At 62.1% G+C, this 22,532-nt stretch carries 24 protein-coding genes and 1 rRNA gene; 11 read left to right on the top strand and 14 right to left on the bottom strand.

The features are described from left to right. Positions 1-67: 67 nt before the first annotated feature. The 3 genes from DUGA2_RS15540 to DUGA2_RS15550 all read left to right on the top strand — a co-directional run bounded on the left by DUGA2_RS15540 (position 68) and on the right by DUGA2_RS15550 (position 1,195). Positions 68-475: a hypothetical protein gene (locus DUGA2_RS15540; RefSeq protein ID WP_008446505.1), complete on the top strand. Its 408-nt coding sequence runs from the start codon at positions 68-70 to the stop codon at positions 473-475. 6 nt (positions 476-481) lie between these two features. Continuing rightward, the gene (locus DUGA2_RS15545) at positions 482-670 is read left to right on the top strand and encodes a DUF1653 domain-containing protein (RefSeq protein WP_070270217.1); all 189 of its coding nucleotides are present in this window, start codon (positions 482-484) and stop codon (positions 668-670) included. 114 nt (positions 671-784) lie between these two features. After that, positions 785-1,195, top strand: coding sequence for a hypothetical protein (locus tag DUGA2_RS15550; protein WP_229212238.1), 411 nt, complete (start codon positions 785-787; stop codon positions 1,193-1,195). On the opposite strand, the gene DUGA2_RS15555 is transcribed toward DUGA2_RS15550, so the two are convergent. Beyond that, on the bottom strand, positions 1,196-2,689 hold the full coding sequence (locus DUGA2_RS15555) for a leucyl aminopeptidase (RefSeq protein ID WP_070270219.1): 1,494 nt from the start codon (positions 2,687-2,689) through the stop codon (positions 1,196-1,198). Between the two features lie 131 nt (positions 2,690-2,820). Here DUGA2_RS15555 and lptF point away from each other — a divergent pair, with 131 nt between their 5' ends. From lptF to DUGA2_RS15570, 3 genes are read left to right on the top strand one after another with little or no spacing between them, the layout of a single operon-like run. Continuing rightward, positions 2,821-3,927 carry an LPS export ABC transporter permease LptF gene (gene lptF, locus DUGA2_RS15560; protein WP_229214695.1) on the top strand — a complete coding sequence of 369 codons (1,107 nt, stop codon included), beginning with the start codon at positions 2,821-2,823 and terminating at the stop codon, positions 3,925-3,927. Further along, positions 3,924-5,093 (top strand): LPS export ABC transporter permease LptG, encoded by a 1,170-nt coding sequence (gene lptG, locus DUGA2_RS15565; protein WP_070270221.1) that lies wholly within the window; start codon positions 3,924-3,926, stop codon positions 5,091-5,093. The genes lptF and lptG overlap by 4 nt, the downstream gene beginning before the upstream one ends. A gap of 2 nt (positions 5,094-5,095) precedes the next feature. Further along, a complete protein-coding gene (locus DUGA2_RS15570; protein ID WP_070270222.1) occupies positions 5,096-5,485 on the top strand; it encodes a sirohydrochlorin chelatase in 390 nt (129 codons plus the stop codon). Here DUGA2_RS15570 and DUGA2_RS15575 read toward each other — a convergent pair. After that, positions 5,462-5,959 (bottom strand): lipocalin-like domain-containing protein, encoded by a 498-nt coding sequence (locus DUGA2_RS15575; protein WP_070270224.1) that lies wholly within the window; start codon positions 5,957-5,959, stop codon positions 5,462-5,464. The two genes, DUGA2_RS15570 and DUGA2_RS15575, sit on opposite strands and share 24 nt — an antisense overlap. Positions 5,960-6,053: 94 nt before the next feature. Here DUGA2_RS15575 and DUGA2_RS15580 point away from each other — a divergent pair, with 94 nt between their 5' ends. Further along, positions 6,054-6,920: a LysR family transcriptional regulator gene (locus tag DUGA2_RS15580; protein WP_070270225.1), complete on the top strand. Its 867-nt coding sequence runs from the start codon at positions 6,054-6,056 to the stop codon at positions 6,918-6,920. On the opposite strand, the gene DUGA2_RS15585 is transcribed toward DUGA2_RS15580, so the two are convergent. The 8 genes from DUGA2_RS15585 to DUGA2_RS15620 are packed head-to-tail and all read right to left on the bottom strand — an operon-like array spanning position 6,898 to position 14,528. Continuing rightward, a complete protein-coding gene (locus tag DUGA2_RS15585; RefSeq protein WP_070270227.1) occupies positions 6,898-7,671 on the bottom strand; it encodes a glutaminyl-peptide cyclotransferase in 774 nt (257 codons plus the stop codon). The two genes, DUGA2_RS15580 and DUGA2_RS15585, sit on opposite strands and share 23 nt — an antisense overlap. Continuing rightward, the gene (locus DUGA2_RS15590) at positions 7,671-8,414 is read right to left on the bottom strand and encodes a hypothetical protein (RefSeq protein ID WP_070270229.1); all 744 of its coding nucleotides are present in this window, start codon (positions 8,412-8,414) and stop codon (positions 7,671-7,673) included. Before DUGA2_RS15590 ends, DUGA2_RS15585 begins: the two co-directional genes overlap by 1 nt. Positions 8,415-8,453: 39 nt before the next feature. Continuing rightward, a complete protein-coding gene (gene cobA, locus DUGA2_RS15595; protein ID WP_070270230.1) occupies positions 8,454-9,215 on the bottom strand; it encodes a uroporphyrinogen-III C-methyltransferase in 762 nt (253 codons plus the stop codon). A 12-nt stretch (positions 9,216-9,227) separates the two neighbouring features. Further along, the gene (locus DUGA2_RS15600; RefSeq protein WP_070270232.1) at positions 9,228-10,544 is read right to left on the bottom strand and encodes a sulfate adenylyltransferase subunit 1; all 1,317 of its coding nucleotides are present in this window, start codon (positions 10,542-10,544) and stop codon (positions 9,228-9,230) included. Further along, positions 10,544-11,476, bottom strand: coding sequence for a sulfate adenylyltransferase subunit CysD (cysD, locus tag DUGA2_RS15605; RefSeq protein ID WP_008446524.1), 933 nt, complete (start codon positions 11,474-11,476; stop codon positions 10,544-10,546). Before cysD ends, DUGA2_RS15600 begins: the two co-directional genes overlap by 1 nt. A gap of 43 nt (positions 11,477-11,519) precedes the next feature. After that, on the bottom strand, positions 11,520-12,239 hold the full coding sequence (locus DUGA2_RS15610; RefSeq protein WP_070270233.1) for a phosphoadenylyl-sulfate reductase: 720 nt from the start codon (positions 12,237-12,239) through the stop codon (positions 11,520-11,522). Between the two features lie 11 nt (positions 12,240-12,250). Next, positions 12,251-12,844: a DUF934 domain-containing protein gene (locus DUGA2_RS15615; protein ID WP_070270234.1), complete on the bottom strand. Its 594-nt coding sequence runs from the start codon at positions 12,842-12,844 to the stop codon at positions 12,251-12,253. After that, positions 12,837-14,528: a nitrite/sulfite reductase gene (locus DUGA2_RS15620; RefSeq protein WP_070270235.1), complete on the bottom strand. Its 1,692-nt coding sequence runs from the start codon at positions 14,526-14,528 to the stop codon at positions 12,837-12,839. Before DUGA2_RS15620 ends, DUGA2_RS15615 begins: the two co-directional genes overlap by 8 nt. A gap of 151 nt (positions 14,529-14,679) precedes the next feature. Between DUGA2_RS15620 and DUGA2_RS15625 the strand changes: the two genes are divergently transcribed. From DUGA2_RS15625 to DUGA2_RS15635, 3 genes are all read left to right on the top strand, one after another. After that, the gene (locus DUGA2_RS15625) at positions 14,680-15,621 is read left to right on the top strand and encodes a CysB family HTH-type transcriptional regulator (RefSeq protein ID WP_008446531.1); all 942 of its coding nucleotides are present in this window, start codon (positions 14,680-14,682) and stop codon (positions 15,619-15,621) included. 15 nt (positions 15,622-15,636) lie between these two features. Continuing rightward, a complete protein-coding gene (locus DUGA2_RS15630) occupies positions 15,637-16,290 on the top strand; it encodes a class I SAM-dependent methyltransferase (protein WP_070270236.1) in 654 nt (217 codons plus the stop codon). Between the two features lie 187 nt (positions 16,291-16,477). Further along, on the top strand, positions 16,478-17,545 hold the full coding sequence (locus DUGA2_RS15635) for a porin (RefSeq protein ID WP_070270237.1): 1,068 nt from the start codon (positions 16,478-16,480) through the stop codon (positions 17,543-17,545). On the opposite strand, the gene DUGA2_RS15640 is transcribed toward DUGA2_RS15635, so the two are convergent. From DUGA2_RS15640 to DUGA2_RS15655, 4 genes are all read right to left on the bottom strand, one after another. After that, complete coding sequence (locus DUGA2_RS15640) at positions 17,542-18,711, bottom strand: PAS domain-containing sensor histidine kinase (RefSeq protein WP_070270278.1); 1,170 nt, start codon at positions 18,709-18,711, stop codon at positions 17,542-17,544. The two genes, DUGA2_RS15635 and DUGA2_RS15640, sit on opposite strands and share 4 nt — an antisense overlap. Before the next feature lie 98 nt (positions 18,712-18,809). Next, a complete protein-coding gene (locus DUGA2_RS15645; RefSeq protein ID WP_070270238.1) occupies positions 18,810-19,571 on the bottom strand; it encodes a LytTR family DNA-binding domain-containing protein in 762 nt (253 codons plus the stop codon). Between the two features lie 73 nt (positions 19,572-19,644). After that, on the bottom strand, positions 19,645-20,988 hold the full coding sequence (locus DUGA2_RS15650) for a histidine kinase (RefSeq protein ID WP_070270239.1): 1,344 nt from the start codon (positions 20,986-20,988) through the stop codon (positions 19,645-19,647). Positions 20,989-21,242: 254 nt separating this feature from the next. Beyond that, entirely contained in the window at positions 21,243-21,788 is a 546-nt protein-coding gene (locus DUGA2_RS15655) for a PEP-CTERM sorting domain-containing protein (RefSeq protein WP_083296339.1), read from the bottom strand. A gap of 475 nt (positions 21,789-22,263) precedes the next feature. On the opposite strand from DUGA2_RS15655, the gene DUGA2_RS15660 reads away from it, so the two are divergent. Beyond that, positions 22,264-22,532: ribosomal RNA gene (locus DUGA2_RS15660) — 16S ribosomal RNA — on the top strand; the annotation flags it as partial.

Genomic DNA, 22,532 nt, shown 5'->3' on the forward strand with positions numbered 1-22,532 from the left:
TACTATACGGAAATTACTTGTGGTTTTAACAGTGAATTGCGCGTAGCGCATTTGCAAAGGAATAAAAATGCGAGCTGCATTTGAGACGTGGGCGCAAAAAGACGGTCACATCGTCCGACGCCGGGAAGACAAACCAGAAGAGTATCTGGTTTTTGAAACGCAACGCCGCTGGGTCATCTGGCAGGCAGCGTTAGAGCACGGCAAAACGCCGGGCGGCCGCAAGACCGCCGCGCAAAAGGAAGCCGCCGCGCTGGAAAAGGCCAAGGCTGCCGTTCAACGCCCGCCGGTCATCAACTCCGACGAGGCTGCGGTGCGCAACCAGGTGCTGAACGAAGTTCTGGATGCGTTCTCCACCCTGGGCGGCGAACGCGGCATGGACGACATCCTGAAAGTGGTGCAGGGCTTGAAGAAGAAGCAGCAGGAGCAGGCGGAAGAGCGCGCTGTGGCTGCCGAACCGGTACGGCACAACGCCTGACCCGGTATGCGCTTCAAGCACTACAAAGGGGGGCTTTACGAGCTGGTATGCGAGGCCACCCTGGAATCCGATCTCAGCACCATGATCGTTTATCGCGCCGCCAACGGGTCCATCTGGGCCCGGCCGAAAGACGTGTTTTTTGAAATTGTCGAAGTCGATGGCGTAAAAGTGCAACGCTTTACGCCGCTTGATTGAGCATATGGAATAGCCCCCGGGCTGCTACACTGGTCTGACCCACTAACCCTGAGGCAGACCATGTATTTCCGCCCCGTTGCAGCTGCGTGTAAATTCGCATTCGCTGCCGCGGCGTTGCCGGCATTGATCGCCGGCTGCGCCTCCCTGACAGAATCCACCCAACAAAACGTGCTGGTGCAAACCGTGCTCGATCATCGCGAGATCGCGGGCGTCGGCTGCGTGCTGTACAACGACGTCGGCAAGTGGTTCGTCACCACGCCGGAACGCATCACGCTGCGCAAGAGCGCGGGTCCGCTGCGCATCGACTGCCGCAAGGAGGGCGCGGGGTGGGCCTACGAAAAGGTCGATTCCAAAGTGGACGGCAATCTGTGGGGGAATCTGGCGCTGACGGCCGGTGTCGGCTACTTCATCGACAAGAATACGGGCGCGGGCTACGACTATCCAGCCACGCTGACGGTGGTGATGCACCCGGCGGTGGAGCGCGATGCGCTGCCGCCGCCGGCTGCGGGTGTTACCTTGTACTGATTAAGCGCGGCCAATCAGGAAGTTCGACAGCAGCGGTACCGGACGGCCGGTCGCGCCTTTTGCGCCGCCCGATTTCCATGCGGTGCCGGCGATGTCCAGGTGCGCCCAGGTGTATTTGCGGGTGAAGTTCTCCAGGAACGCCGCCGCCGTGCACGAAGCGCCGCCAGGGGTGCCGATGTTGGCCAGGTCGGCGAAGTTGGACTTCAGCTGTTCGTTGTATTCCTCGCCGATCGGCAGGCGCCATGCGGTGTCGCCGGCGGCTTTGCCCGCTGCCATGATCTCGTCGGCCAGCTTGTTGTGCACTTCGTCGTCGCGCGTGAACAGGCCGCTCTTGTGGTGGCCCAGTGCGACGATGCAGGCGCCGGTCAGCGTGGCGATGTCGATCACGGCGGCCGGGTTGAAGCGCTCGGCGTAGGCCAGCGCATCGCACAGCACCAGGCGGCCTTCGGCGTCGGTGTTCAGGATCTCGATGGTCAGGCCGTTCATCGAGGTGACGATGTCGCCCGGCTTGGTGGCGCGGCCGGAAGGCATGTTCTCGCAGGCGGCGATCACGCCGATCACGTTCAGCTTCAGGTTCATCTCGCCGATGGCGCGGAAGGTACCCAGGACAGACGCCGCCCCACCCATATCGTACTTCATCTCGTCCATGCCAGGACCGGCCTTCAGCGAAATACCGCCGGTGTCGAAGGTGATGCCTTTACCGACCAGCACCACCGGCGCATCCTTAGGCTTGCCGCCCATGTGTTTGAGGATGATGAACTTCGGCGGCTGTTCGCTGCCGTTGGTCACGGACAGGAAGCTGTTCATCTTCAGCGCTTCCAGCTGTTTGCGGTCCAGGACTTCGATGTCGAACTTGTAGTCCTTGCCCAGCTTCTTGGCGGTGTTGGCCAGGTAGGTCGGGGTGCAGACGTTGGCCGACAGGTTGCCCAGTTCCTTGGTCAGGTCCATGCCGTTGGCGATCGCCACGGCCTGGGCCAGCGCCAGCTTGGTGGCGGCGGTGTTCGGCACGGCCAGCGCGATTTTCTTCACGCCGGTCGGCGCCGGATCCTTCTTGCTCTTCTGGCCGTCGGTGCGGAACACGCTTTCGTGCGCGCTTTGCACCACGCAGCGGATCGCCCAATTGAGGTCGCGCTCTTTCACTTCAGCCATCGGCAGTGCGATAATAGCGTCGCTCGTACCCAGCGAGGAGAATGCCTTCAGCGCTGCGGACACGCCGCTGGCGAAGCTCTTCTCGCTGACGGCATCGTCGCTGCCCAGGCCGACCAGCAGTACGCGGTCGGCGCTCGCGCCCTTCACGCCGCGCAGCAGCAGGGTGGTGCCGGCCTTGCCGGAGATGTCGCCGGACTTCAGCGCAGCCGTGATTTCACCGGAGCCGTCCAACGCCTTGGCGGCTTGCGACAGCTTCTTGTTCTCAAAGACCGCGACGGCGACAACGCCGGCCTTGGCCGATGCGATGGTGTTTTTTGTGTCGAATGCTTTTATGCTAAAGTCCATTTGATTCTCCGTGTCGTGTACGAATTGCCAGCCTGTTTATCAGGCTGTTATTTAAACTTGTGGCCCTGTGAGGCCCTTAACTACCGAATTATAACTTTCGAATGATCTTTCAACGCGCCCTACGACGTGAAATGGCAAGTACCGCCGGGGCCACCTTCACTGTGCTGTTCAGCATCTGCGTTACCTGGACCCTGATTACGGTACTCGGCATGGCCGCCGGCGGCAAGGTGGCCTCCGGCGATGTCGTCGCGCTGATCGCCTTCGCAGCCTTGAATTATCTGCCAACTATTGTGATCCTCACCAGCTTTATTTCAGTGCTGATGGTCGTCACCCGCACCTATCGCGATTCCGAGATGGTGGTGTGGTTCGCTTCCGGCCTGAGTCTGACCCGCTGGATCGCGCCGGTGCTGGTGTTCGGCCTGCCCCTGATACTGGTGACGGCGGGCCTGAGCTTCGTCGCCACGCCATGGGCCAAGCTGAAAAGCCTGGAATACGTGGAGCGCTTCCAGAAGCGCGAGGATTTGCAGAAGGTCTCGCCGGGCCAGTTCAAGGAATCGACGTCGGCCAACCGCATCTTCTTCGTCGAAGGCGTGGAGGGCAAGACCTCGGTGGTGCAGAACGTGTTCGTCAACACGGTCGATGAACACGGCACCGCCGTCATCGTCGCGCGCGAAGGCGTGGTCAGTACCGGCCCCAAAGGCGAGCGCTATCTGGTGCTGAAGAACGGCCGCCGCTACCAGGGCATGCCGGGCCAGTCGGACTTCCAGACCATGGAGTTCGAAAGCTACAGCATGCGCGTGACCAACCATAACCAGGACCTGGAGGCGGAACGCAATATCGCCGCCGTGCCCATCATGGATCTGCTGTACGACACCACGCCGGTCGGCCGCGCGGAGCTGTTGTGGCGGATTTCGTCGCCCGTCACCTGCCTGCTGCTGATATTGCTGGCGATTCCGCTGGGCTTCGTCAATCCGCGCGCCGGCAGTTCGGCCAATCTGATCATCTCGCTGCTGATCTTCTTCAGCTACAGCAATCTGGTCAAGCTGGTGGAGGCCAACGTCAAGCAGGGCAAATCGATGTTCGCGTTGTCGTGGTGGCCGCTGCACCTGGTCGTGGCGCTGCTGGTGTTCGGGCTGTTCGCCTGGCGCTTGAACCTGAACCATCGTTACCATCCGCTGGCATTGCTGGCGGCGCTGAAGCGCTCGCGCGCCGCTGACAAGAAAGCCGTATCGCCATGAAGATCCTGCAACGCTATTTCGCCGTCACCATTTTGCAGGCGGTGGCTTTCCTGCTGGTCGCCTTGCTGGCGCTGCAGGCCTTCATGGACTTGACGGGCGAACTGCCGTCGGTTGGCCAGAACGGCTACACCATTCAATATGCCTTCCTGTATGTGCTGGTGCGCCTGCCGGCCCACGTGTACGAGGTGATGCCGCTGGCGGCGCTGATCGGCACCATCTACACGATGGCGCAGTTCGCGGCCACGTCCGAGTTCACCATCATGCGCGCGGCCAGCATGTCGACCGGCATGGTGGCGGGGATGCTGGCCAAGGTAGGCCTGGTGCTGGTGGTGATCACCTTCATCTTCGGCGAACTGGTGGCGCCGCGCACCGCGCCGCTGGCCGAGAAGATCAAGCTGAGCGCCCGTGGCGCCGCGATCTCGTCGGAGTTCCGCTCCGGCCTGTGGACCAAGGATATCGTCAAGTCCGACGGCATGCGCGGCACCGTCACCGGCACGCGCTTCTTCAATGCGCGCCAGGTCGGCCCGGACGGCACGCTGTTCGACGTCAAGCTGTACGAATTCGACACCAGCTTCCGCCTGCGCTCGATCACGCTGGCCAAGACCGGCACCTTCAAGGGCGACAACAACTGGCAGCTGTCGGATGTGACGGAGAATATCTTCACCAATCCGGCGCTGCTGAAGCCGGGCAGCGAGGCCAACCTGGCCAACAACTTCGCCCAGGATTCCAGCCTGATCGAAACCCGCCACAGCGCCAGCAAGAACCTGCTGTCCGAGGTGACGCCGAAGATCCTGTCGGTGGCAGGCTCCGACCCCGAACGCATGTCGGCCAACGAGCTGGCCGTCTACACCCGCCACCTGCAGGAAAACAAGCAGGAGACCGAGCGCTTCAAGATCGCGTTCTGGAAGAAGCTGTTCGACCCGCTGGCGATCTTCGTGCTGATGGCGCTGGCGCTGCCGTTCGGCTACCTGCACACCCGCAGCGGCGGCGTGAGCCTGAAGATCTTTGTTGGTATTATGATCGGTGTGAGCTTCCAGTTGGTGAACTCGCTGTTCTCGCATCTGGGCATGTTGAGCGCCTTCCCGGCATTCGTCACGGCGCTCGCGCCCAGCATGCTGTTCCTGGCGCTCGCATTGGGTGCCTTGTGGTGGGTGGAGAGGCATTAGTCATGAGTAAACAAGCATTGGTTTTATTTGCGCACGGCGCGCGCGCCGCATCGTGGGCGGCGCCGTTCGAACGGCTGCGCGAGCTGACGCAGGCGCGCACGCCGGACGTGCGCGTATCGCTGGCCTTCCTGGAGTTGATGACGCCGGGCCTGCCCGAGCTGGCGGCCGAACTGGTGGCCGACGGCGTAGCGCACATCACCGTGGTGCCGGTGTTCCTGGGGCAGGGCGGCCACGTGCTGCGCGACCTGCCGCTGATGGTCGAGCAGCTGCGCATCGACCATCCGCAAACGTCGATCGCGGTGGTCGAAGCGGCCGGAGAGAACGCGGCCGTGCTCAATGCGCTGTCCGACTACTGCGTCGCCTCCTTGTCAGCGCACGCGACGCCAGACTGATAGCGGAATATGCCCGTCCGGCCTGGCCGGCACGCGGTAGCTCAGCTCATCCCCGTTCAATTCATAGGCGCGCTTCTGCTGCGTGCCCTCCCAGTTTGAAAACGCCGCGCTGGCGATGCTGAAGGTCAGCGTGCGCGCTTCGCTGTCGACGGCGACGGTGCCGAAGTGCGTGCTCGCACCCAGGACGGCAGCCTCGAACTCCGCCGGCGTGCCGTTCTTCTTGTCGCCGCCGGCAAAACGCGGACGCCCGGTACGGTAGATCTGCACGCTGTAGCGGCCTTGTTTGTCGATCATCATCAGGCCGGCGGGCGCTTCGCCATAGTCGTGGATGCGCGTGCCGTCCGGGAGCAACTGGTCGGCGGCGACCAGCGTCCAGGTACCGGCCAGCGGAAAGTCCGGTGCGGCGGTGGCGCCGGCCGCTTGCGTGGCGGGCACCCACATGACGAGGCAGAATAATCGGTTCAACAGTTTCATGGCGATCTCCGTGATGGTGGTGGGGCCACGATAGCGCTAAACCGATCTGAACGAAATTAGCGAAATTCGCCCGATATATGTGCATAATTGCACAATGAACCAACCAGACTGGGACCACCTGCGATACTTCCTGGCCCTGCACGATGCCGGCACGCTGAGCGGCGCCGCGCGGGCGGCCGGGGTCGAACACACCACCGTGGCGCGGCGCATCGATGCGCTGGAGGCTGCACTGGCGGTCAAGCTGTTCGACCGCTTTCCGAAAGGCTGGTCGCTGACGGCGGCCGGCAAGGCGCTGGTGCCGCACGCGCGCAAGATGGAAGAGAACCTGCACGGCCTGATGCGGGCGGCCAGCGGCAGCGCTGCGCTGAGCGGCAAGGTGAGGGTGTCGGCGCCGCCCGCGCTGTCGGCCTATTTGCTGGCGCCGCACCTGAAGGCCGCGCTGTTCCGGCTGCCCGGCATCGAACTGGATTTGCGCGGCGAGGCGCGCGAGACGGACCTGATGCGGCGCGAGTCGGATATCGCGCTGCGCTTCAATCGTCCCGGCGCGCCGGGGCTGGCGGTGCGGGCGCTGACGACGATAGCCTACGGCCTGTATGCCAGCCCGGACTATCTGGCGGCGCGCGCGCCGGAGCAGTGGGAGTTTGTCGGCTACGATGAGCTGATGCAGGAGACGCCGCAGCAGCAATGGCTGGAGAAAGTACGCGGCGGGCGCCGCTACTGCCTGCGCTCCAATGACCTGGGCACCTTGTACCAGGCGGCTCTGGGCGGCTGCGGCGTTGCGGTGTTGCCGGAATATCTGTTCGACCAGCGGCGCGGCGGCCTGGCCGCCATCGACACGCCGGCCTGCCCGGTCAGGCGCAAGCTGTGGATCGTCATGCACGAGGATGTGCGGCGTGCCGCGCAGGTGCGCGCGGTGGCCGATGAGCTGATCGCGCTGTTTACTTCCGAGGGACGATCTTGATCTCGTAGAGCTTGGGCCACAGCTTGCCGGTCACGAACAGGCGCTTCTTCTCCGCGTCCCAGGCGATGCCGTTCATGACGTTCTCGCCGTTCGGCCCCTTGCCGGCGTCGGGATACAGTTTGCCCAGGTCGATCCAGCCGATGATCTTGCCGTTGGCCGGATCGATGCGCGCGATGGTGTTGGTGTGCCACAGGTTGGCGAAGATCTCGTCGCCCACCACTTCCAGCTCGTTGACCTGGTCGACCGGAATGCCGTCCGCAGTCACCTTCACGCGGCGCACTTCGAGGAAGGTCTTGGGATCGAGGAAGCGCAGCGTGGCCGTGCCGTCGCTCATGATCAGCTCCTTGCCGTTCTGCGCCAGGCCCCAGCCTTCGCCTGGGTAGGCGAACTGGCTGCGCATCTCGAAGGTGGCGAGGTCGAACACGAAGCCGGTGTGGGTCTGCCAGGTCAGGCCGACCAGCGTGTCCTGCCATGCCGTCAGGCCTTCGCCGAAGTACTGCGGCGGGATGTCCTTGCTCTTGACGACCTTGCCGGTCTCCAGCTCCACCTTGCGGATCGACGATTTGCCATTCAGGCCGGTGCTCTCGTAGAGGAAGCCGTCGCGGTACAGCAGCCCTTCGGTGAAGGCCTGCGGGTCGTGCGGATAGGCGCGGACGACCTTGAAATCGTAGGTCGGGATGGCGGCGGGAGCATGGGCGGCCACCGGCAGCAGTGCGAGGAGGAGAAGGGCTTGGGCGTAGTTCGTTTTCACTATTCGGTCGCTGAAGAGTTTTGCAGTTCGATCATGGCGTCCAGCGTTGTGCCGGGGGCGTCGAGTTCCGCCTGCACGCAGGCGCGCGCTTCCGGCGACTGCACCAGCGTTACCGCCTGCTCGCGCGCCGCTTCCGCCGCAGCAGTATCGCCGCAGCCGTCCAGCAAGTCCAGTACCAGCGCCAGTTCGACGATGTAGTTGTACACCTCGGCCAGCAGGTCGGCCACGCCGGCGGTGGTCAGCACGTTCATGCCGGCGCGGCGTTGGTTGAGCACTGCCGCCGCCTGCGCCAGATGCTGCAAGGGTTGCGGCAGGTGCTGGCGGGCCAGCGCGTAGTCGCCGCAGGCCATCAGCGAGGGCAGCGCCGAGCGGGCGCACCGCTGCGCCAGCGCTTCGGGCAGCTGCTGGAACAGGTGGTAGGTGTTCTGCAAGTCGCCCAGCTTGTCGTTGATGGCGCGGATGTCGTTGAACAGGGCGGTGGCGGCTTCGCTGTCGGCGTCTGCGCCGGCCAGCAGGCGTTTGCTGTCGCGGTCGCGCAGCTCGACCAGCGCGTGGCGGGCCGGCAGGTATTCTTCCGCAAGCTTGGCCCAGGCGCTCAGCACATAGGACAGTCGTAGCGGCGCGGTTTCCGCATCGGCTGCGCTGGCGTCGAACAGCCAGATGTAGTCCTTGAGCGCGTTATCGAAACCGCCGGCCGAGTGGGAGGTCCATGCGCGTTCCAGTACTTCTTGTACAGTGTCCATTGCCACCTCGTTTGGTATGAATGGACATTCTATTACGGATCAGGCGCGCAGTTGCTGTACTGCTGAAGGGAGTGGCGTCTCGTCGCTGGCCTGGTGGGGGCGGCTTTGCATCGCGTCGCCCAGCATCACCAGCACCGGGCCGTGGGCCGCACCCAGGCCTTGCGCCAGCGAGGCGATGGTCATGCGGCGGATATGCTGGTCCGGCCGGCTGCAGTTTTCGATGACGACCACCGGGGTGTCGGGATGGCGGCCCTGCGCCAGCAGGCGTTCGGCCGTAGCGATGGCTTCGCGCCCGCCCATGTACTGCACCAGCGTGTCGGTGTCGGGCATGGCGTCGTGGGCCGCGTGTTCGGGCGCGGTGGAGGAGGTGAAGAAGGCGACGCTGCGCGCCACGCCGCGCTTGGTCAGCGGCTGCTTGCTGGCGGCGGCTGCGGCCAGCGCGGTGGTGATGCCGGGGACGACTTCGACGTCGACGCCGGCTTCCTCCAGCGCGCGCAATTCCTCGTCGGCGCGGCCGAACATCATCGGATCGCCGCCTTTGAGGCGCACCACCAGCGGGAACTTCCTGGCGTTGTCGACCATCTGCTTGTTGATGAACTGCTGCGCGGTCGACAGCTGGCCGTAGCGTTTGCCGACCAGGATTTTCTCCGCTTGAGGGCACAGCTCCAGCATCTCGGCCGTCACCAGCGCGTCGTGCAGCACGACGTCGGCTTGCGCCAGCAGGCGCGCGCCGCGCAGGGTGATCAAGTCCTGGGCGCCGGGGCCGGCGCCGATCAGGTAGACTTTTCCGAGAGCTGCCATGGCTGTCAGCTCTTACTCGCCGAGACGGATCATGCCCGCTGCGACGGTCTGGTGCGTGACTTCGTCGATCAGGATGAAGGCGCCGGTCGCGCGGATGTCGGCATAGGCGTCGGCCGCCAGCGGCTGCTGCACGGTCAGGCCGATGCGGGCGATGTCGTTCAGCTTCAGGCCTTCGGCGCCGTGGCGCTGCTGGGTGTTGATGTCCAACAGCGACTCGATGCCGGTGATCTTGGCCGAGGTCTGCTTGGTGCCGTGCTTGATCCAGTACTTGCGGCGCTGGTCCAGCGGCTCGTCGGACATCCAGCACACGTCCGCCTTCAGCTGTTTGAGCAGGGTCGCAGGCTGTTCGGCGCCGGCCAGCAGGTCGCCGCGCGAGATATCCAGGTATTCGTTCAGCAGCAGCGTGATCGATTGGCCCACCACCGCCGATTGATGCGAACCTTCCAGCGTCAGGATGTCCTTGACCGTGGCGGTCTGGCCGGACGGCTGCACCACCAGCTTGTCGCCGACCGATACCTTGCCCGCTTCGATGCGGCCCATGTAGCCGCGGAAGTCGTTGGCTTCGTGGCCGTTGTGGCGCGCCACCAGCTGTACCGGGAAGCGGAACGGTGCGTGGTGCGATTCGTCGTACACCGACAGCGATTCCAGCAGCTCGATCAGCGTCGGGCCCTTGTACCAGCTCAGTTTTTCGCTGGCGTCGACGACGTTGTCGCCGGTCAGGGCGGACAGCGGAATCGGCGTGATGTCCTTCAGGCCCAGCGTCTCGGCGAACTCGCGGTAGGCCTTGACGATGCGGTCGTAGATCGCCTGGTCGTAGTTCACCAGGTCCATCTTGTTGACCGCGACCACCACGTGCTCGATTTGCAGCAGGTGGGCGATGGTCGAGTGGCGCTTGGTCTGGATCAGCAGGTCGACACTGCCGTCGTCATGCAGCTTCACCTTCGAGACGTCGATCAGGATGATGACTGCATCGGCGGTCGAGGCGCCCGTCACCATGTTGCGGGTGTACTGCTCGTGGCCCGGCGTGTCGGCGATGATGAACTTGCGCTTCGGCGTGGCGAAGTAGCGGTAGGCCACGTCGATGGTGATGCCCTGTTCGCGTTCGGCTTCCAGGCCGTCGGTCAGCAGCGACAGGTCGACGGCGTCGCCGACGGTGCGCTTGTGCTTGGAGCGCGACATGGCGTCCAGCTGGTCGGCGAAGATGCCTTTGCTGTCGAACAGCAGGCGGCCGATCAGGGTGGACTTGCCGTCGTCGACGGAGCCGGCGGTGATGAAGCGCAGCAGTCCGCGTTCGGTTTTTTGTTCGTGGTTGTCGGTGCGAGCGTTCATCAGAAGTATCCTGCTTTCTTACGTTTTTCCATCGACGCTTCGGAGGTCTGGTCGTCCATCCGGGTGGCGCCGCGTTCGGTGATCTGCGTGACTGCGGTTTCGGCGATGATCTGCTCCACCGTGGCCGCATCCGACGACACCGGGCAGGTGCAGGAGATGTCGCCGACGGTGCGGAAGCGCACCACCTGCGTTTCGACGGTCTCGCCTTCGCGGGCAGGCGTCAGGTCGGTCAGCGGCACCAGCAGGCCGTTGCGCGGAATGACCTGGCGTTCGTGGGCGAAGTAGATCGGCGGCAGTTCCAGCTTTTCGCGGGCGATGTACTGCCACACATCGAGTTCGGTCCAATTCGAGATCGGGAACACGCGCATGTTTTCGCCTGGATGAACGCGGGTGTTATACAAGTCCCACAGTTCCGGGCGCTGCGACTTCGGATCCCATTGGCCGAATTCGTCGCGGAAGGAGAAGATGCGCTCCTTGGCGCGGGCCTTCTCTTCGTCGCGGCGGGCGCCGCCGATGCAGGCGTCGAAGCCGTGTTCGGCGATGGTCTCCAGCAGCGTGACCGCCTGCGCGGCGTTGCGCGAATCGGTCAGCGGATTACGCAGGCGCACCGTGCCTTTTTTGATCGATTCCTCGACCGAGCCGACGATCAGGCGCTCGCCCAGTTCGGCCACGCGCTTGTCGCGGAAGGTGATCACTTCGGCGAAGTTATGGCCGGTGTCGACGTGCACCAGCGGGAACGGGAATTTGCCGGGGCGGAAAGCCTTCTCCGCGATGCGCAGCAGGACCACCGAGTCTTTCCCGCCCGAGAACAGCAGGGCAGGGTTGCTGCACTCGGCCGCCACTTCGCGCATGATGTGGATCGCTTCGGATTCCAGGGCGTCGAGGTGGCGTGCATTGACATGCGCGGCGTGGTTTTCAACTATAGCGTTCATGGGACTATGCCTATTGTTTTGGTGTGCTTTTGGTGTGGCGGGCTTACGCCGCCACGGACTTAATGCGTATCAGTTTGCCGTCGACCATGTGCAGGCCGCACTCCTTCGATTCCGGATTCTCCCACCACCAGCGGCCGGCGCGGACGTCTTCGCCCGGTTCGATGGCGCGCGTGCACGGTGCGCAGCCTATCGATGGATAACCCTGGTCGTGCAGCGCGTTGTACGGCACGTTGTTGTCGCGGATGTAGTTCCAGACGTCTTCCTCCGACCAGTCGGCCAGCGGATTGAACTTGGTCATGAAGTGCGCCGGATCGTCTTCTTCCACCATCAGCGAGGTGCGGGTGGCCGACTGCGCGCGGCGCTGGCCCGTGACCCAGGCCTTGTTGCCGGCCAGTGCGCGGCCCAGCGGCTCCACCTTGCGGATGCGGCAGCATTCGCGGCGCATCTCGACGCTGTCGTAGAAGGCGTTCAGGCCATTCTGCGCGACGTAGGCGTCGATGGCTTCCGTCTCAGGCTTGTACAGCGCGATCTCGTAGCCGTCGTAGTGCTCTTTCACGCGGTCCAGCATGGCCAGCGTTTCGGGATGCAGGCGTCCGGTCTCCAGCGAGAAGATGCCGATATTCAGCTTGGCCTTCAGGATCAAATCGGTCAGCACCATGTCTTCGGCCGCCAGGCTGGAGGCGAAGACCGCCGGGCTATGTTCGCTGGCGATGCGGTTCAGCGTGGCGCTGGTGTCCGCAATCAGCTTGCTCAGGTCACTCATGTTCGCTCCGTTCAGATACCGTAGCCGGCATCGCCGTCTTTGACGCCGACGTTGCGCGCATGGCGGCGGAACAGCGGCACTTTCTGGTCCACCGACGCCTGGTAGGTCTCCGAGAAATCGGACAGGCCTTTGAGCGCGTCATGGATGCTGCGGTCGGGACGCGTGGCGTAGGCGTCGAAGCCGACGCGCTGCATCGAGAACAGCTGGTCGCGCAGCACGTCGCCGATGGCGCGCAGTTCGCCGGTCCAGCCCAGGCGTGTGCGCAGGTTATAGGCGATCGAGTAGCCGCGGCCATCGGTGAATTTAGGGAAGTCGACGGCGATCACGGCGAACTTGGACAGGTCGTCCTTCAACGCTTCCGGGCGTTCGTCGCTGGCGATCCAGACACCGATCTCGCCGGCGGCGGCGCGCGCCAGCAGCGATTCGCGCTGGGCGTTCCAGACGGCGACCGGCACGATCACCTTGCCCGCCGGGACGGGCAGGGCGGCGATGGCGTCGGCTTCGGGGGCGACGCCGCCGTCGGCCGCTTCCGGCGCGCGCAGCACGTGCCAGCTGTCTTCGACCACTTCGCGGCCTTTGATGATCAGGTTTTTAACTTCAGACATATTCATCCTCTCCAACCCGGCGACCGGCTTCGACGATCGGCGTGGCGTACACAAATTCCTTGAACGGTGCGATGCCGAGGCGCTGCGCACAGTCGGCGAACGATTCGTCTTCGTAGCGATCGCGCACATAGACCTGCAGCAGGCGGCCGATCACTTCCGGCATTTGCAGCGCGGAGAACGATGGTCCGATGATCTTGCCGATGGCGGCGTTGTTGCCCTGCGAGCCGCCGATCGACACCTGGTACCATTCGCTGCCGTCCTTGTCGACGCCCAGCACGCCGATGCTGCCGACGTGGTGGTGGCCGCAGGCGTTGATGCAGCCGGAGATATTCAGTTCGATCTCGCCGATGTCGTGCTGGAAGTCGATGTTGTCGAAGCGTTCCGCGATGGCGGCGGCGATCGGCAGCGATTTGGCGTTGGCCAGCGAGCAGAAGTCGCCGCCGGGGCAGCAGATCATGTCGGTCAGCAGGCCGATGTTCGGCGTGGCCAGGCCCTTGGCCCTGACCTGTTCCCACAAGGTGAACAACTGCGACTGCTCGACGTCGGCCAGCACGACGTTCTGTTCGTGCGTGACGCGCAGTTCGCCGAAGCTGTAGCGATCGGCCAAGTCGGCCATGAAGTCCATCTGTTCGGCGGTGGCGTCGCCCGGCGGCACGCCGGTCTTCTTCAGTGACAGCACCACGGCGGCGTAGCCAGGCTGCTTGTGCGGCTTGACGTTGCGGTTGACCCAGTTGGCGAAGGCCTTGTTGCCGGCTTGTGCCGCGACGACGTCGCTGTCGTCCAGCTGCTTGTAGGCTGGCGGCTCGAAGTAGTCGATCACGCGCTGCATCTCTTCGACGGTCAGCGTTTCCGGGCCGTCTTTGAGGTCGGTCCATTCGGCTTCGACCTGGCGGGTGAATTCCTCGACGCCGATGGCTTTCAGCAGGATCTTGATGCGGGCCTTGTACTTGTTGTCGCGGCGGCCGTACTGGTTATACACGCGCATCACGGCTTCGGTGTAGGTCAGCAAGTGCTGCCATGGCAGGAAGTCGCGGATCACGCTGCCCAGGATAGGGGTGCGGCCCATGCCGCCGCCGGCCATGAACTTGAAGCCGATCTCGCCGGCGTCATTGCGCACCACGGTCAGGCCGATGTCGTGCACGGCGATGGCGGCGCGGTCTTCGACGGCGCCGTTGATGGCGACCTTGAATTTGCGCGGCAGGGCGATGAATTCAGGGTGGAAGGTGGACCACTGGCGCAGCACCTCGGCGTACGGACGCGGATCGATGATCTCGTCGGCGGCTACGCCGGCGTACGGATCGGAGGTGGTGTTGCGGATGCAGTTGCCCGAGGTCTGGATGGCGTGCATTTCCACCGAGGCCAGGTCGCTCAGGATGTCCGGGGTCTGTTCCAGCTCGATCCAGTTGAACTGGATGTTCTGGCGGGTGGTGAAGTGGCCATAGCCGCGGTCGTACTTGCGGGCGATGTGCGCAAACATGCGCATTTGCTTGGATGCCAGCAGGCCGTATGGCACGGCGATGCGCAGCATGTAGGCGTGACGCTGCATGTACAGGCCGTTTTGCAGGCGCAGCGGCAGGAATTCGGCTTCGGTCAGCTCATCGGACAGGCGGCGGCGCACCTGATCGCGGTACTGGGCGATGCGTTCACGCACGATGAGATGGTCATATTGGTCGTATTGATACATATTCTTCCTAGATAGTCGCTTGCTAGAACCCCCAAACTAGCGCTAATAGTAATAAACTTCGTCTTTATTCCATACGACTTAGTCTTTATTTGCTTATATACGTAATGGGTATAAGCATGGACGTTCAATTTATGATGGGCCTGGATCTGCAATGAACCTTCACCAACTGCGCTTCGTGCGCGAAGCTGTACGCCAGAACTACAACCTGACCGACGCCGCCAAGGCGCTGTTTACGTCGCAGCCGGGCGTGTCCAAGGCGATTATCGAGCTGGAGGAGGAGTTGGGCGTCGATATCTTCACCCGGCACGGCAAGCGTATCCGCGGCCTGACCGAACCGGGGCGGCTGGTGCTGGAATCGGTGGAGTTAATTATGCAGGAGATCGACAGCCTGAAGCGCATCGGCAAGGAATATGCGGCCCAGGACAGCGGCAGTTTTACCATTGCCACCACACACACGCAGGCGCGCTACACGCTGCCGAAAGTGGTGCAGGCCTTTATGCTGAAGTTTCCCAAGGTGCGATTGTCTTTGTTGCAAGGGAATCCGCAACAGATCGCCGAAATGGTCCAGCGCGACCAGGCCGACCTGGCGATCGCCACCGAGTCCATCGCCGGCGTGACTGGATTGATAACATTGCCATGCTATCAATGGGAACACGTGGTGGTGGTGGCGCCGGACCATCCTTTGCTGAAATCCAAGCAGGTAACGCTGGAAGAAATTGCCGCTTTCCCGATTATCACTTACGATGGCGCCTTTGCCGGCCGCAGCAAGATCGACCATGCCTTCTCCCTGCGCGGGCTGAAGCTGGACGTGCTGCTGGAAGCCATCGACGCCGACGTGATCAAGACTTATGTGGAATTGGGCATGGGGATTGGTATCATAGCGGGCATGGCCTTCGACGCCGAGCGCGACAAGAACCTGCGCGCCATCCCCGTGGGTCACCTGTTCGGCATGAATGTGTCGCGGGTGGCGGTCAAGCAGGGGGCTTATCTGCGCAGCTATATCTACACCTTTATTGAACTGCTGGCGCCTACGCTCAACCGCAAGTTGATCGAGCAAGCCATGAGCGGTGAAAAAGAGCACTACGAACTGTAAATTAGAAAGTAAGACATGATTACCAACCAGTTGGCACAATTTTATGCCGTCAACGCCGATAACTATGACCAGGTCTATGCGCAGGAAGAGCGCTTCGACGATCTGGATGACCTGCAGGAAATGGTTGCCGAGCTGTTCCAGGGCCACAAGGTGCTGGAACTGGCCTGCGGCACCGCATACTGGACCGACCTGATCGCCGAAGTGGCGGAATCGGTGCACGCCACCGACCTGCTGCCGGAAATGATCGCGCTGGCCGAAACCCGCGGCCTGGACCAGGACGTCGTGACCTTCGGCGTGATGGACGCCTTCAACCTGCCGGACGGCCTGGAAGGCAAGTACACGGCGGTGTTCGCTGCCGGCCTGTGGGCGCACGTCAAGCGTGAAGACCAGGAAAAATACCTGAAGACGCTGCGCAGCAAGCTGGGCAAGGATGTGCTGCTGGTCTTGCTCGATGAAACTTATGTCGATGGCAACAGCATGGTCTTCGCCCGCACCGACCTGGAAGGCAATACCTTCCAGATCCTGACGGCCGACGACGGCCAGCGTTACGAAGTGATGAAGAATTACCTGACCGACAGCACGCTGCGCAAACGTTTCGCGACGTCGGCGCGCCAGCTCCGCATCGAGCGCATGGAGTATTACTACCTGCTCAGCTGCCGCCTGAAATAAGACTGTTTCGCCCCGAAAAGCCGCTTTTAGCGGCTTTTTTTTATTGATGTCGAATTACAACAAATGGTCGTTGTCACATTGTTGAAGTAATTGATAGGCATGATTCGCCCCGTAGATTCATTACATGCAGTTACTTCTTTCAACCTTCAGTAGAGAACATCAAGTGAAAAAACTTACTCTGGTAGCAATGATCATCGGCGGTTTCGCAGCCCAAGCACAAGCGCAATCGAATGTCACGATCTATGGCTTGGTCGATGCCGGCCTGGTCGGCGAGCGCGGCGGCGCTGCTGGCAGCGTGACCAAAGTCACCAGCGGTATCGGCGGCCAGTCGCGTCTGGGCTTCCGCGGTACGGAAGATCTGGGCGGCGGCCTGTCGGCCATCTTCACCCTGGAAACCGGCGTGAAAGTGGATGATGGCGCGCTGGACAACGCCAACAGCGCCCTGTTCAACCGTCAATCGTTCGTCGGCCTGAAAAGCAAGGAAGCCGGCACCCTGACCATCGGTCGTCAGTACACCATGCTGTACAACGCCATGAGCCAGGTCGCCGACCCATTCGGCGCCGGCTACGCAGGCAGCATCAAGAACTTGTTCCCAGCTGCTGGCGCCAACACCCGCACCAGCAACGCGCTGGTCTACGCATCGCCTAGCGTTGAAGGCTTCAGCGCCGAAGGCCTGTACTCGCTGGGCGAGCAGGCTGGCAGCTCGACCGCCGGCCGTCAGTTCGGCTTCGGCCTGAACTACGCCAACGGCCCGCTGAACGCGCGTCTGGTGTACAACAACCGCAACAACGACACCGCCGCTTCCGGCGCCACCCCAGCCAAGCTGCAAGACAGCGGCCGCAACACCCTGTTCGCGATCAACTACGACTTCCAGGTTGTCAAAGCCTACTTCGCCTACGGCGCAGACAAAGGCGTGAACAGCGCAGCCCTGCCAGTGGCCAACGCCTACGGTTACGCCGTGGCGCCAAAAGCCAGCGTAGACAGCAACGACCTGTTGATCGGCGTGCAAGTGCCAGTCGCTCCTAGCGGCACCATCATGGCTTCGTACATCCGCAAGAACGACAAGACCGTCAACAACCAGGACGCCGACCAGTGGGCCCTGGGCTACCTGCACTCGCTGTCGAAGCGTACCGGCATGTATGTCGCCTACGCCAAGATCAAGAACAAGAACGGCGCCGGCTACACCGTTGGTAACAACAACGAAGCTGGTAGCGGCGACAAGGCCTTCAACGTCGGCATCCGTCACGCCTTCTAAGCAGGATCGGCGGGGTTTTCCTGAGGGGGCAGCGGCAGCCGGATCATGATCCGGGTGCCGCCGTCGCTGACGATGGAAATGTCGCCATGCAGTGCCCAGACGCGTTCGCGCATCCCGATCAGGCCGAAGGACGACGCTTTGTCCATGTCCTTTTCGGCGATGCCGCGGCCGTCGTCGTGTATCGTGATTTGCAGCATTGAATCGGTGCGGTACAGCGACAGCATGACCTTGCGCGCCTCGGCGTGGCGGGTGATGTTGGTCAGCGCTTCCTGCGCAATGCGGAAGATGGCTGTGCTGTAGGCGTCATCGAGTATCAAATCCTCTTCATTCGCATCCAGCGTGCAGGCGATGCCGTAGCGGGCAACGAATTCCTGGCGCAAGCTCTCCAGCGCAAAATACAAACCGCCCTCGTCGAGCGCGCGCGGCCGCAGATTGCTGGCGATGCGCCGCAGCGAGGTGATTGCGGACATCAGCAGCTCGTCCATGCCGGCCTGCAGCTTGCGGGCCACCGCGTCGTTGCTGTGCTGCTGTTGCAACAGCGCCAGGTCCACCCGCAACGTCGCCAGCAGCTGGCCGAGGTCGTCGTGCAGCTCGCGGGCGATGTGCTTGCGTTCTTCCTCCCGTATCGTTTGCAGCGCGGCCGACAGCTCGCGCAACTGCGAGTACGACTGTTCCAGCTGCTCCTGCACCTGCTTGCGCTCGGTGATGTCGCGCAAAATGATGGTGTAGATGCGGTGGCCGTTTTCCGCCAGCGACGAGATCGAGCCCTCCAGCGGGAAGTGCTGGCCGCCGGCCTTGAGCCCCGTCACCGCGTAGTCGCTGGCGCGGCGGCCCTTCATGCGCAGGCGGATGCCGGTGTCGCCGAAATAGCGGGTGGTCGTGGGTTCGTTGTTCTGGCGCTGGTCGCGCGGGATGAAGCGGTGCAGCGGCGAGCCTTCCATCGCCTGCACCGTGGTGCCGAACATGGCGGCGGCGGAGGGATTGGCCTGCAGGATGTGCTGGCGCTCGTCGGTGGAGATGATGGCGTCGCTGGCGTGCTGGATGATGCCGCGGCTGCGCTTGTGGGCGGCGGCCGTGCGCGCGCATTGCCAGCCCATGCGCCAGGACAGTCGGCTGGCCAGCGCGACCGCGCCCGCAAGCAGTAGCAATGATCGGGTGCGACCCATGCGCGTCTCCATGCGGCCGGCGGCCGCGTGGGTCCACACTAAAGCAAGTGCGGGGCAGGGGATTGATTTGACGCAGACGCGCTCGGCGTCTGCGGGAATTACATCTGCTTGAACAGGTGCAGGAAGCTGCGGCTGACTTCCAGCTTGTCCGGCTTGCCCTTGATCATGACCAGATGGCGGCCACGGATGTCGCGCGTCACGCCTTCGATGGCGTTGACGTTGACCAGCGTGGCGCGGTGGATTTGCCAGAACAGCGCGGGGTCGAGCTCTTCCGCCAGGTCGCGCACCGGCTTGCGGATCAGCGCTTCGTAGCGCTCGGTCTGCACGCAGGTGTATTTTTCGTCGGAGCGGAAGAACAGGATTTCCTCGACCGGTATCATGCGCAGGTCCTGGCCGATGCTGGCCTGTATCCATTGCAGGTAGGCCGGTTTCGGCGTCGCGATCTTTTCCGCCAGTTGCGACAGCATCGCCGTCACGCTGGCGTTGACATCGGCGGCCGGCTTGTTCATGCGGGTCTTGAGGCGGTCGACGGTGATCTGCAGGCGTTCCTGTTCAGGCGGTTTCAGCACGTAGTCGACCGCGCCGCGCTCGAAGGCTTCGACCGCGTAGGCGTCGTAGGCGGTCACGAACACGATGTTGCTCTTGTTGCCGATGACCGTGGCCGCTTCCATGCCGGTCTTGCCGGGCATGCGGATGTCGAGGAAGGTGAAGTCCGGCTTGAGCTGGTCGACCAGTTCGATCGCTTCGTCGCCATTCTTGGCTTCGCCAATGATCTCCAGCTCGGGCCAGACCTGGCCCAGGCGCATGCGCAGTTGGTCGCGCATCAAACGTTCGTCGTCGGCAATGATTGCTGTAGGCATGTGGGTGTGTTCTGCAATGTTAATTATTTAAACAATTAATTATTCAACGAATCGCCGTAATAATCAATCGATCTTATTTTGAGAGCTGGTACGGCACTTCGATCGTGGCGATGACGCCGCTCGGGCTGTTGGCGGCGATCAGCAGCTGGCCCTGGTCGCCGTGCAGCAGTTTCAGGCGCTCGCGGATGGTCATCAGGCCCAGGCCGGTGCCGTCGCTGGGCACGGCGCCGAAGCCGAGACCGTCGTCGGTGACGATCACGCGCAGCTTGTTGTGGGCGACGTCGGCGCGCACTTTCAGCGTGCCGCCCTCGGGTTTGGCTTCCAGGCCGTGTTTGATGGCGTTTTCCACCATCGATTGCAGCATCATCGGCGGGAAGGCGGCGGTGCGCAGGCCGTCGGGGATGTCGAAGTCGACGGTCAGGCGCTCTTCCATGCGCATTTTCAGCAGGTTCAGATAGGCCACCACCATGTCGGCTTCGCGGCCGAGGTTGGTGATCAGCGCGTTGTCGCGCATTTGCGGCAGCACGGCGCGCAGGTATTTGATCAGGCTGCGCTGCATGGCGGAGGCGCGCGGCGGGTCGGTTTCGATCAGGTGCTCGACCGAGGCCAGGGTGTTGAACAGGAAGTGCGGCTCGACTTGGGCCTGCATCATCTGCATCTTGGCTTCGCTGAGCTGGCGCTGCATGGATTCGCGTTCGACGGCGGCGTTGGCGGTCAGGGTTTCGGCTTCGGCGCGTTTTTTGCCGCCCATCAGTGCCTTGGTGCCGAACAGGGCGAGCACCAGCAGCGAGACGAAGCTCTTGAACCAGGTCGAGGCCTGACGGTGGTAGCGGGTGACTTTTTGCTCGGCGGCGTCGTCGACGGCTTCTTCAATCGCGTTCGACAACTCTTCGCCGATCTGCGGCGGCAGGTCGATATGGACTTCTTCGCCGGGCAGGGTGGGCAGGGCGGGAACGGATGCGGCGGACGGCTTGGAGGGTTTGCCTGCGGGGGCGGCCGGTTCGGCGGGCTGTGCCGGCTGAGCCGGCTCGGCCGGCGTGGCAGGCGGCGCGACGGGGACGCCCTTGTTGTCGTCGCTGCTGGCGTCGGAGGAGTCGCTCTTGTCGGTCTTGTCGGCATCCTTGTTGCGTATCTTGCCGCGCGGGTTGAAGTGGATGCCGCTGTCGTCGATCAGGATATTGGTGTCGCCGTTTTTGCGTTTCGAATGCTTGTCGTTCTTGATCACGACTTCTTCGTCCGGGCTGGAGGAGAACAGCTCGTCTTGCAGGATGGAGCCGGCAATCAGCGTCAGCACTGCAAACACCAGGAACTTCCACCACGACAGCTGCGTTACCCACGTGGCGGTCGCATCGAAACCGCGATGCAGCCAGGCGCCGGCGGTTTTCAGGGTGTCTTGCGTTTTAGGCATCGGAAACATGTGAGGCTTTCGTTCTGTATTGTCATGCAAGCGGCAAGTGTAGCTTAACGATCAACTGTTGAGAGCTTCCATATTGCCCGGAATGACAATGCTATTGGGACGATGCAACTGTAAGGGATGGGCGGCGCGGATGCCAAGGGCGTGCGACAGGCTGCAGAAAAGCGGGGATGGGAGGCAAAGAGAGGGGAGGGAGGGCGCGCCGACTGACCAGGTCAGCGCGTCGAACGGCAGGGGAACGTTGTGTTAAAAATGCATTACGTGGATTTCTTACGGCGGCGCTGAATTGCTGCGAGGCCCAGCAGGCCCGCGCCCATCATGGCGTAGGTCGATGGCTCCGGGACGGCGGTCAACGTATATACCGTGTCCGGCGTAAAGTAGTAGCTTAAGTAATACTGGCCGTGCTCAAGTGGAATGAAAACCCCGGTATTGGTAATCCATGAGTAAGTATCCCGCCAGTCGGTATAGCTCGCAGCAAAATACAAGCTTTGTTCTTTCAGCTTAAAGGAGAATTGATCCATGCGGCAATTGCAATTGCCCTGTTGAATGTATTCGGTATTGTCTATATCGGTGCCTTCTATCTTGAGCGAACTCACTTCGGTTTCGCTGATGACACCGTTGTGGTCTTTGTCTTCCCCAGTAAAACTTCCGGCGATACGATAGTCGCTAATCCATGTGTCGGCTCCGGGAAAGGCGTAGTTACGCAATGCGCCGGTGTAGCTGAAGTTATAGGCGACGGGAGCTGCCGTTGCTGATGCGCAAGTTGCTGCTACACAGGCGATGACGAGTAATTTTTTTAACATGGTTCAGTTCCGTGGTGGGTTGTGAGACGTATGGTTGCATTATAAGCAGTATTTTTTTGTCAATCCTATCGAATCGTCACCATTCAAAATTTATTGCCCCTCGCAGCACTTGCGAATTTCAACCCTGTTTGTTATGATTCGCCCCCTCGCAGAACGGCGCATGTAAATGCTGAGTGAAGCGAGAAAAAAGAAGGGGTTGACGAAACGATCTAAACGCTTCATACTCTTTCTTCTTCGCTGACGGACACAACGCTCCGCAGCAAGCAGTACCGAATAAAGTTCTTTAAAAATTAACAGTCGATAAGTGTGGACGTTTGATGAAAGTGCACAGCAGGCTAGTCCTGCTGATACTTAAAATATCAAATGTTCACAAGAAGTAATGAAATAGGCGCTATGAAAATAGTGGCCTGTCAGTATTTTGAGTGAGCGACCCGTCAGCAATGACGGTGGCAGAAATGCCAAATAAACAGAGATTAAACTGAAGAGTTTGATCCTGGCTCAGATTGAACGCTGGCGGCATGCCTTACACATGCAAGTCGAACGGCAGCGCGGGGCAACCTGGCGGCGAGTGGCGAACGGGTGAGTAATATATCGGAACGTACCCTGGAGTGGGGGATAACGTAGCGAAAGTTACGCTAATACCGCATACGATCTAAGGATGAAAGTGGGGGATCGCAAGACCTCATGCTCCTGGAGCGGCCGATATCTGATTAGCTAGTTGGTAGGGTAAAAGCCTACCAAGGC

This window comes from Duganella sp. HH101, assembly GCF_001758795.1.
GTDB classification, from domain to species: domain Bacteria; phylum Pseudomonadota; class Gammaproteobacteria; order Burkholderiales; family Burkholderiaceae_D; genus Rugamonas; species Rugamonas rivuli.

What these genes read in the sequence shown, in the direction of transcription:
- cysD (WP_008446524.1), bottom strand. Translation starts at nt 11,476, where the DNA reads ATGAACGCTATAGTTGAAAACCACGCCGCGCATGTCAATGCACGCCAC.
- lptF (WP_229214695.1), top strand. Translation starts at nt 2,821, where the DNA reads ATGGCAAGTACCGCCGGGGCCACCTTCACTGTGCTGTTCAGCATCTGC.
- DUGA2_RS15570 (WP_070270222.1), top strand. Translation starts at nt 5,096, where the DNA reads ATGAGTAAACAAGCATTGGTTTTATTTGCGCACGGCGCGCGCGCCGCA.
- DUGA2_RS15625 (WP_008446531.1), top strand. Translation starts at nt 14,680, where the DNA reads ATGAACCTTCACCAACTGCGCTTCGTGCGCGAAGCTGTACGCCAGAAC.
- cobA (WP_070270230.1), bottom strand. Translation starts at nt 9,215, where the DNA reads ATGGCAGCTCTCGGAAAAGTCTACCTGATCGGCGCCGGCCCCGGCGCC.
- DUGA2_RS15600 (WP_070270232.1), bottom strand. Translation starts at nt 10,544, where the DNA reads ATGAACGCTCGCACCGACAACCACGAACAAAAAACCGAACGCGGACTG.
- DUGA2_RS15590 (WP_070270229.1), bottom strand. Translation starts at nt 8,414, where the DNA reads ATGGACACTGTACAAGAAGTACTGGAACGCGCATGGACCTCCCACTCG.
- DUGA2_RS15655 (WP_083296339.1), bottom strand. Translation starts at nt 21,788, where the DNA reads ATGTTAAAAAAATTACTCGTCATCGCCTGTGTAGCAGCAACTTGCGCA.
- DUGA2_RS15575 (WP_070270224.1), bottom strand. Translation starts at nt 5,959, where the DNA reads ATGAAACTGTTGAACCGATTATTCTGCCTCGTCATGTGGGTGCCCGCC.
- DUGA2_RS15630 (WP_070270236.1), top strand. Translation starts at nt 15,637, where the DNA reads ATGATTACCAACCAGTTGGCACAATTTTATGCCGTCAACGCCGATAAC.
- DUGA2_RS15580 (WP_070270225.1), top strand. Translation starts at nt 6,054, where the DNA reads ATGAACCAACCAGACTGGGACCACCTGCGATACTTCCTGGCCCTGCAC.
- DUGA2_RS15650 (WP_070270239.1), bottom strand. Translation starts at nt 20,988, where the DNA reads ATGTTTCCGATGCCTAAAACGCAAGACACCCTGAAAACCGCCGGCGCC.
- DUGA2_RS15635 (WP_070270237.1), top strand. Translation starts at nt 16,478, where the DNA reads ATGATCATCGGCGGTTTCGCAGCCCAAGCACAAGCGCAATCGAATGTC.
- DUGA2_RS15640 (WP_070270278.1), bottom strand. Translation starts at nt 18,711, where the DNA reads ATGGGTCGCACCCGATCATTGCTACTGCTTGCGGGCGCGGTCGCGCTG.
- DUGA2_RS15555 (WP_070270219.1), bottom strand. Translation starts at nt 2,689, where the DNA reads ATGGACTTTAGCATAAAAGCATTCGACACAAAAAACACCATCGCATCG.
- DUGA2_RS15545 (WP_070270217.1), top strand. Translation starts at nt 482, where the DNA reads ATGCGCTTCAAGCACTACAAAGGGGGGCTTTACGAGCTGGTATGCGAG.
- lptG (WP_070270221.1), top strand. Translation starts at nt 3,924, where the DNA reads ATGAAGATCCTGCAACGCTATTTCGCCGTCACCATTTTGCAGGCGGTG.
- DUGA2_RS15620 (WP_070270235.1), bottom strand. Translation starts at nt 14,528, where the DNA reads ATGTATCAATACGACCAATATGACCATCTCATCGTGCGTGAACGCATC.
- DUGA2_RS15615 (WP_070270234.1), bottom strand. Translation starts at nt 12,844, where the DNA reads ATGTCTGAAGTTAAAAACCTGATCATCAAAGGCCGCGAAGTGGTCGAA.
- DUGA2_RS15645 (WP_070270238.1), bottom strand. Translation starts at nt 19,571, where the DNA reads ATGCCTACAGCAATCATTGCCGACGACGAACGTTTGATGCGCGACCAA.
- DUGA2_RS15610 (WP_070270233.1), bottom strand. Translation starts at nt 12,239, where the DNA reads ATGAGTGACCTGAGCAAGCTGATTGCGGACACCAGCGCCACGCTGAAC.
- DUGA2_RS15540 (WP_008446505.1), top strand. Translation starts at nt 68, where the DNA reads ATGCGAGCTGCATTTGAGACGTGGGCGCAAAAAGACGGTCACATCGTC.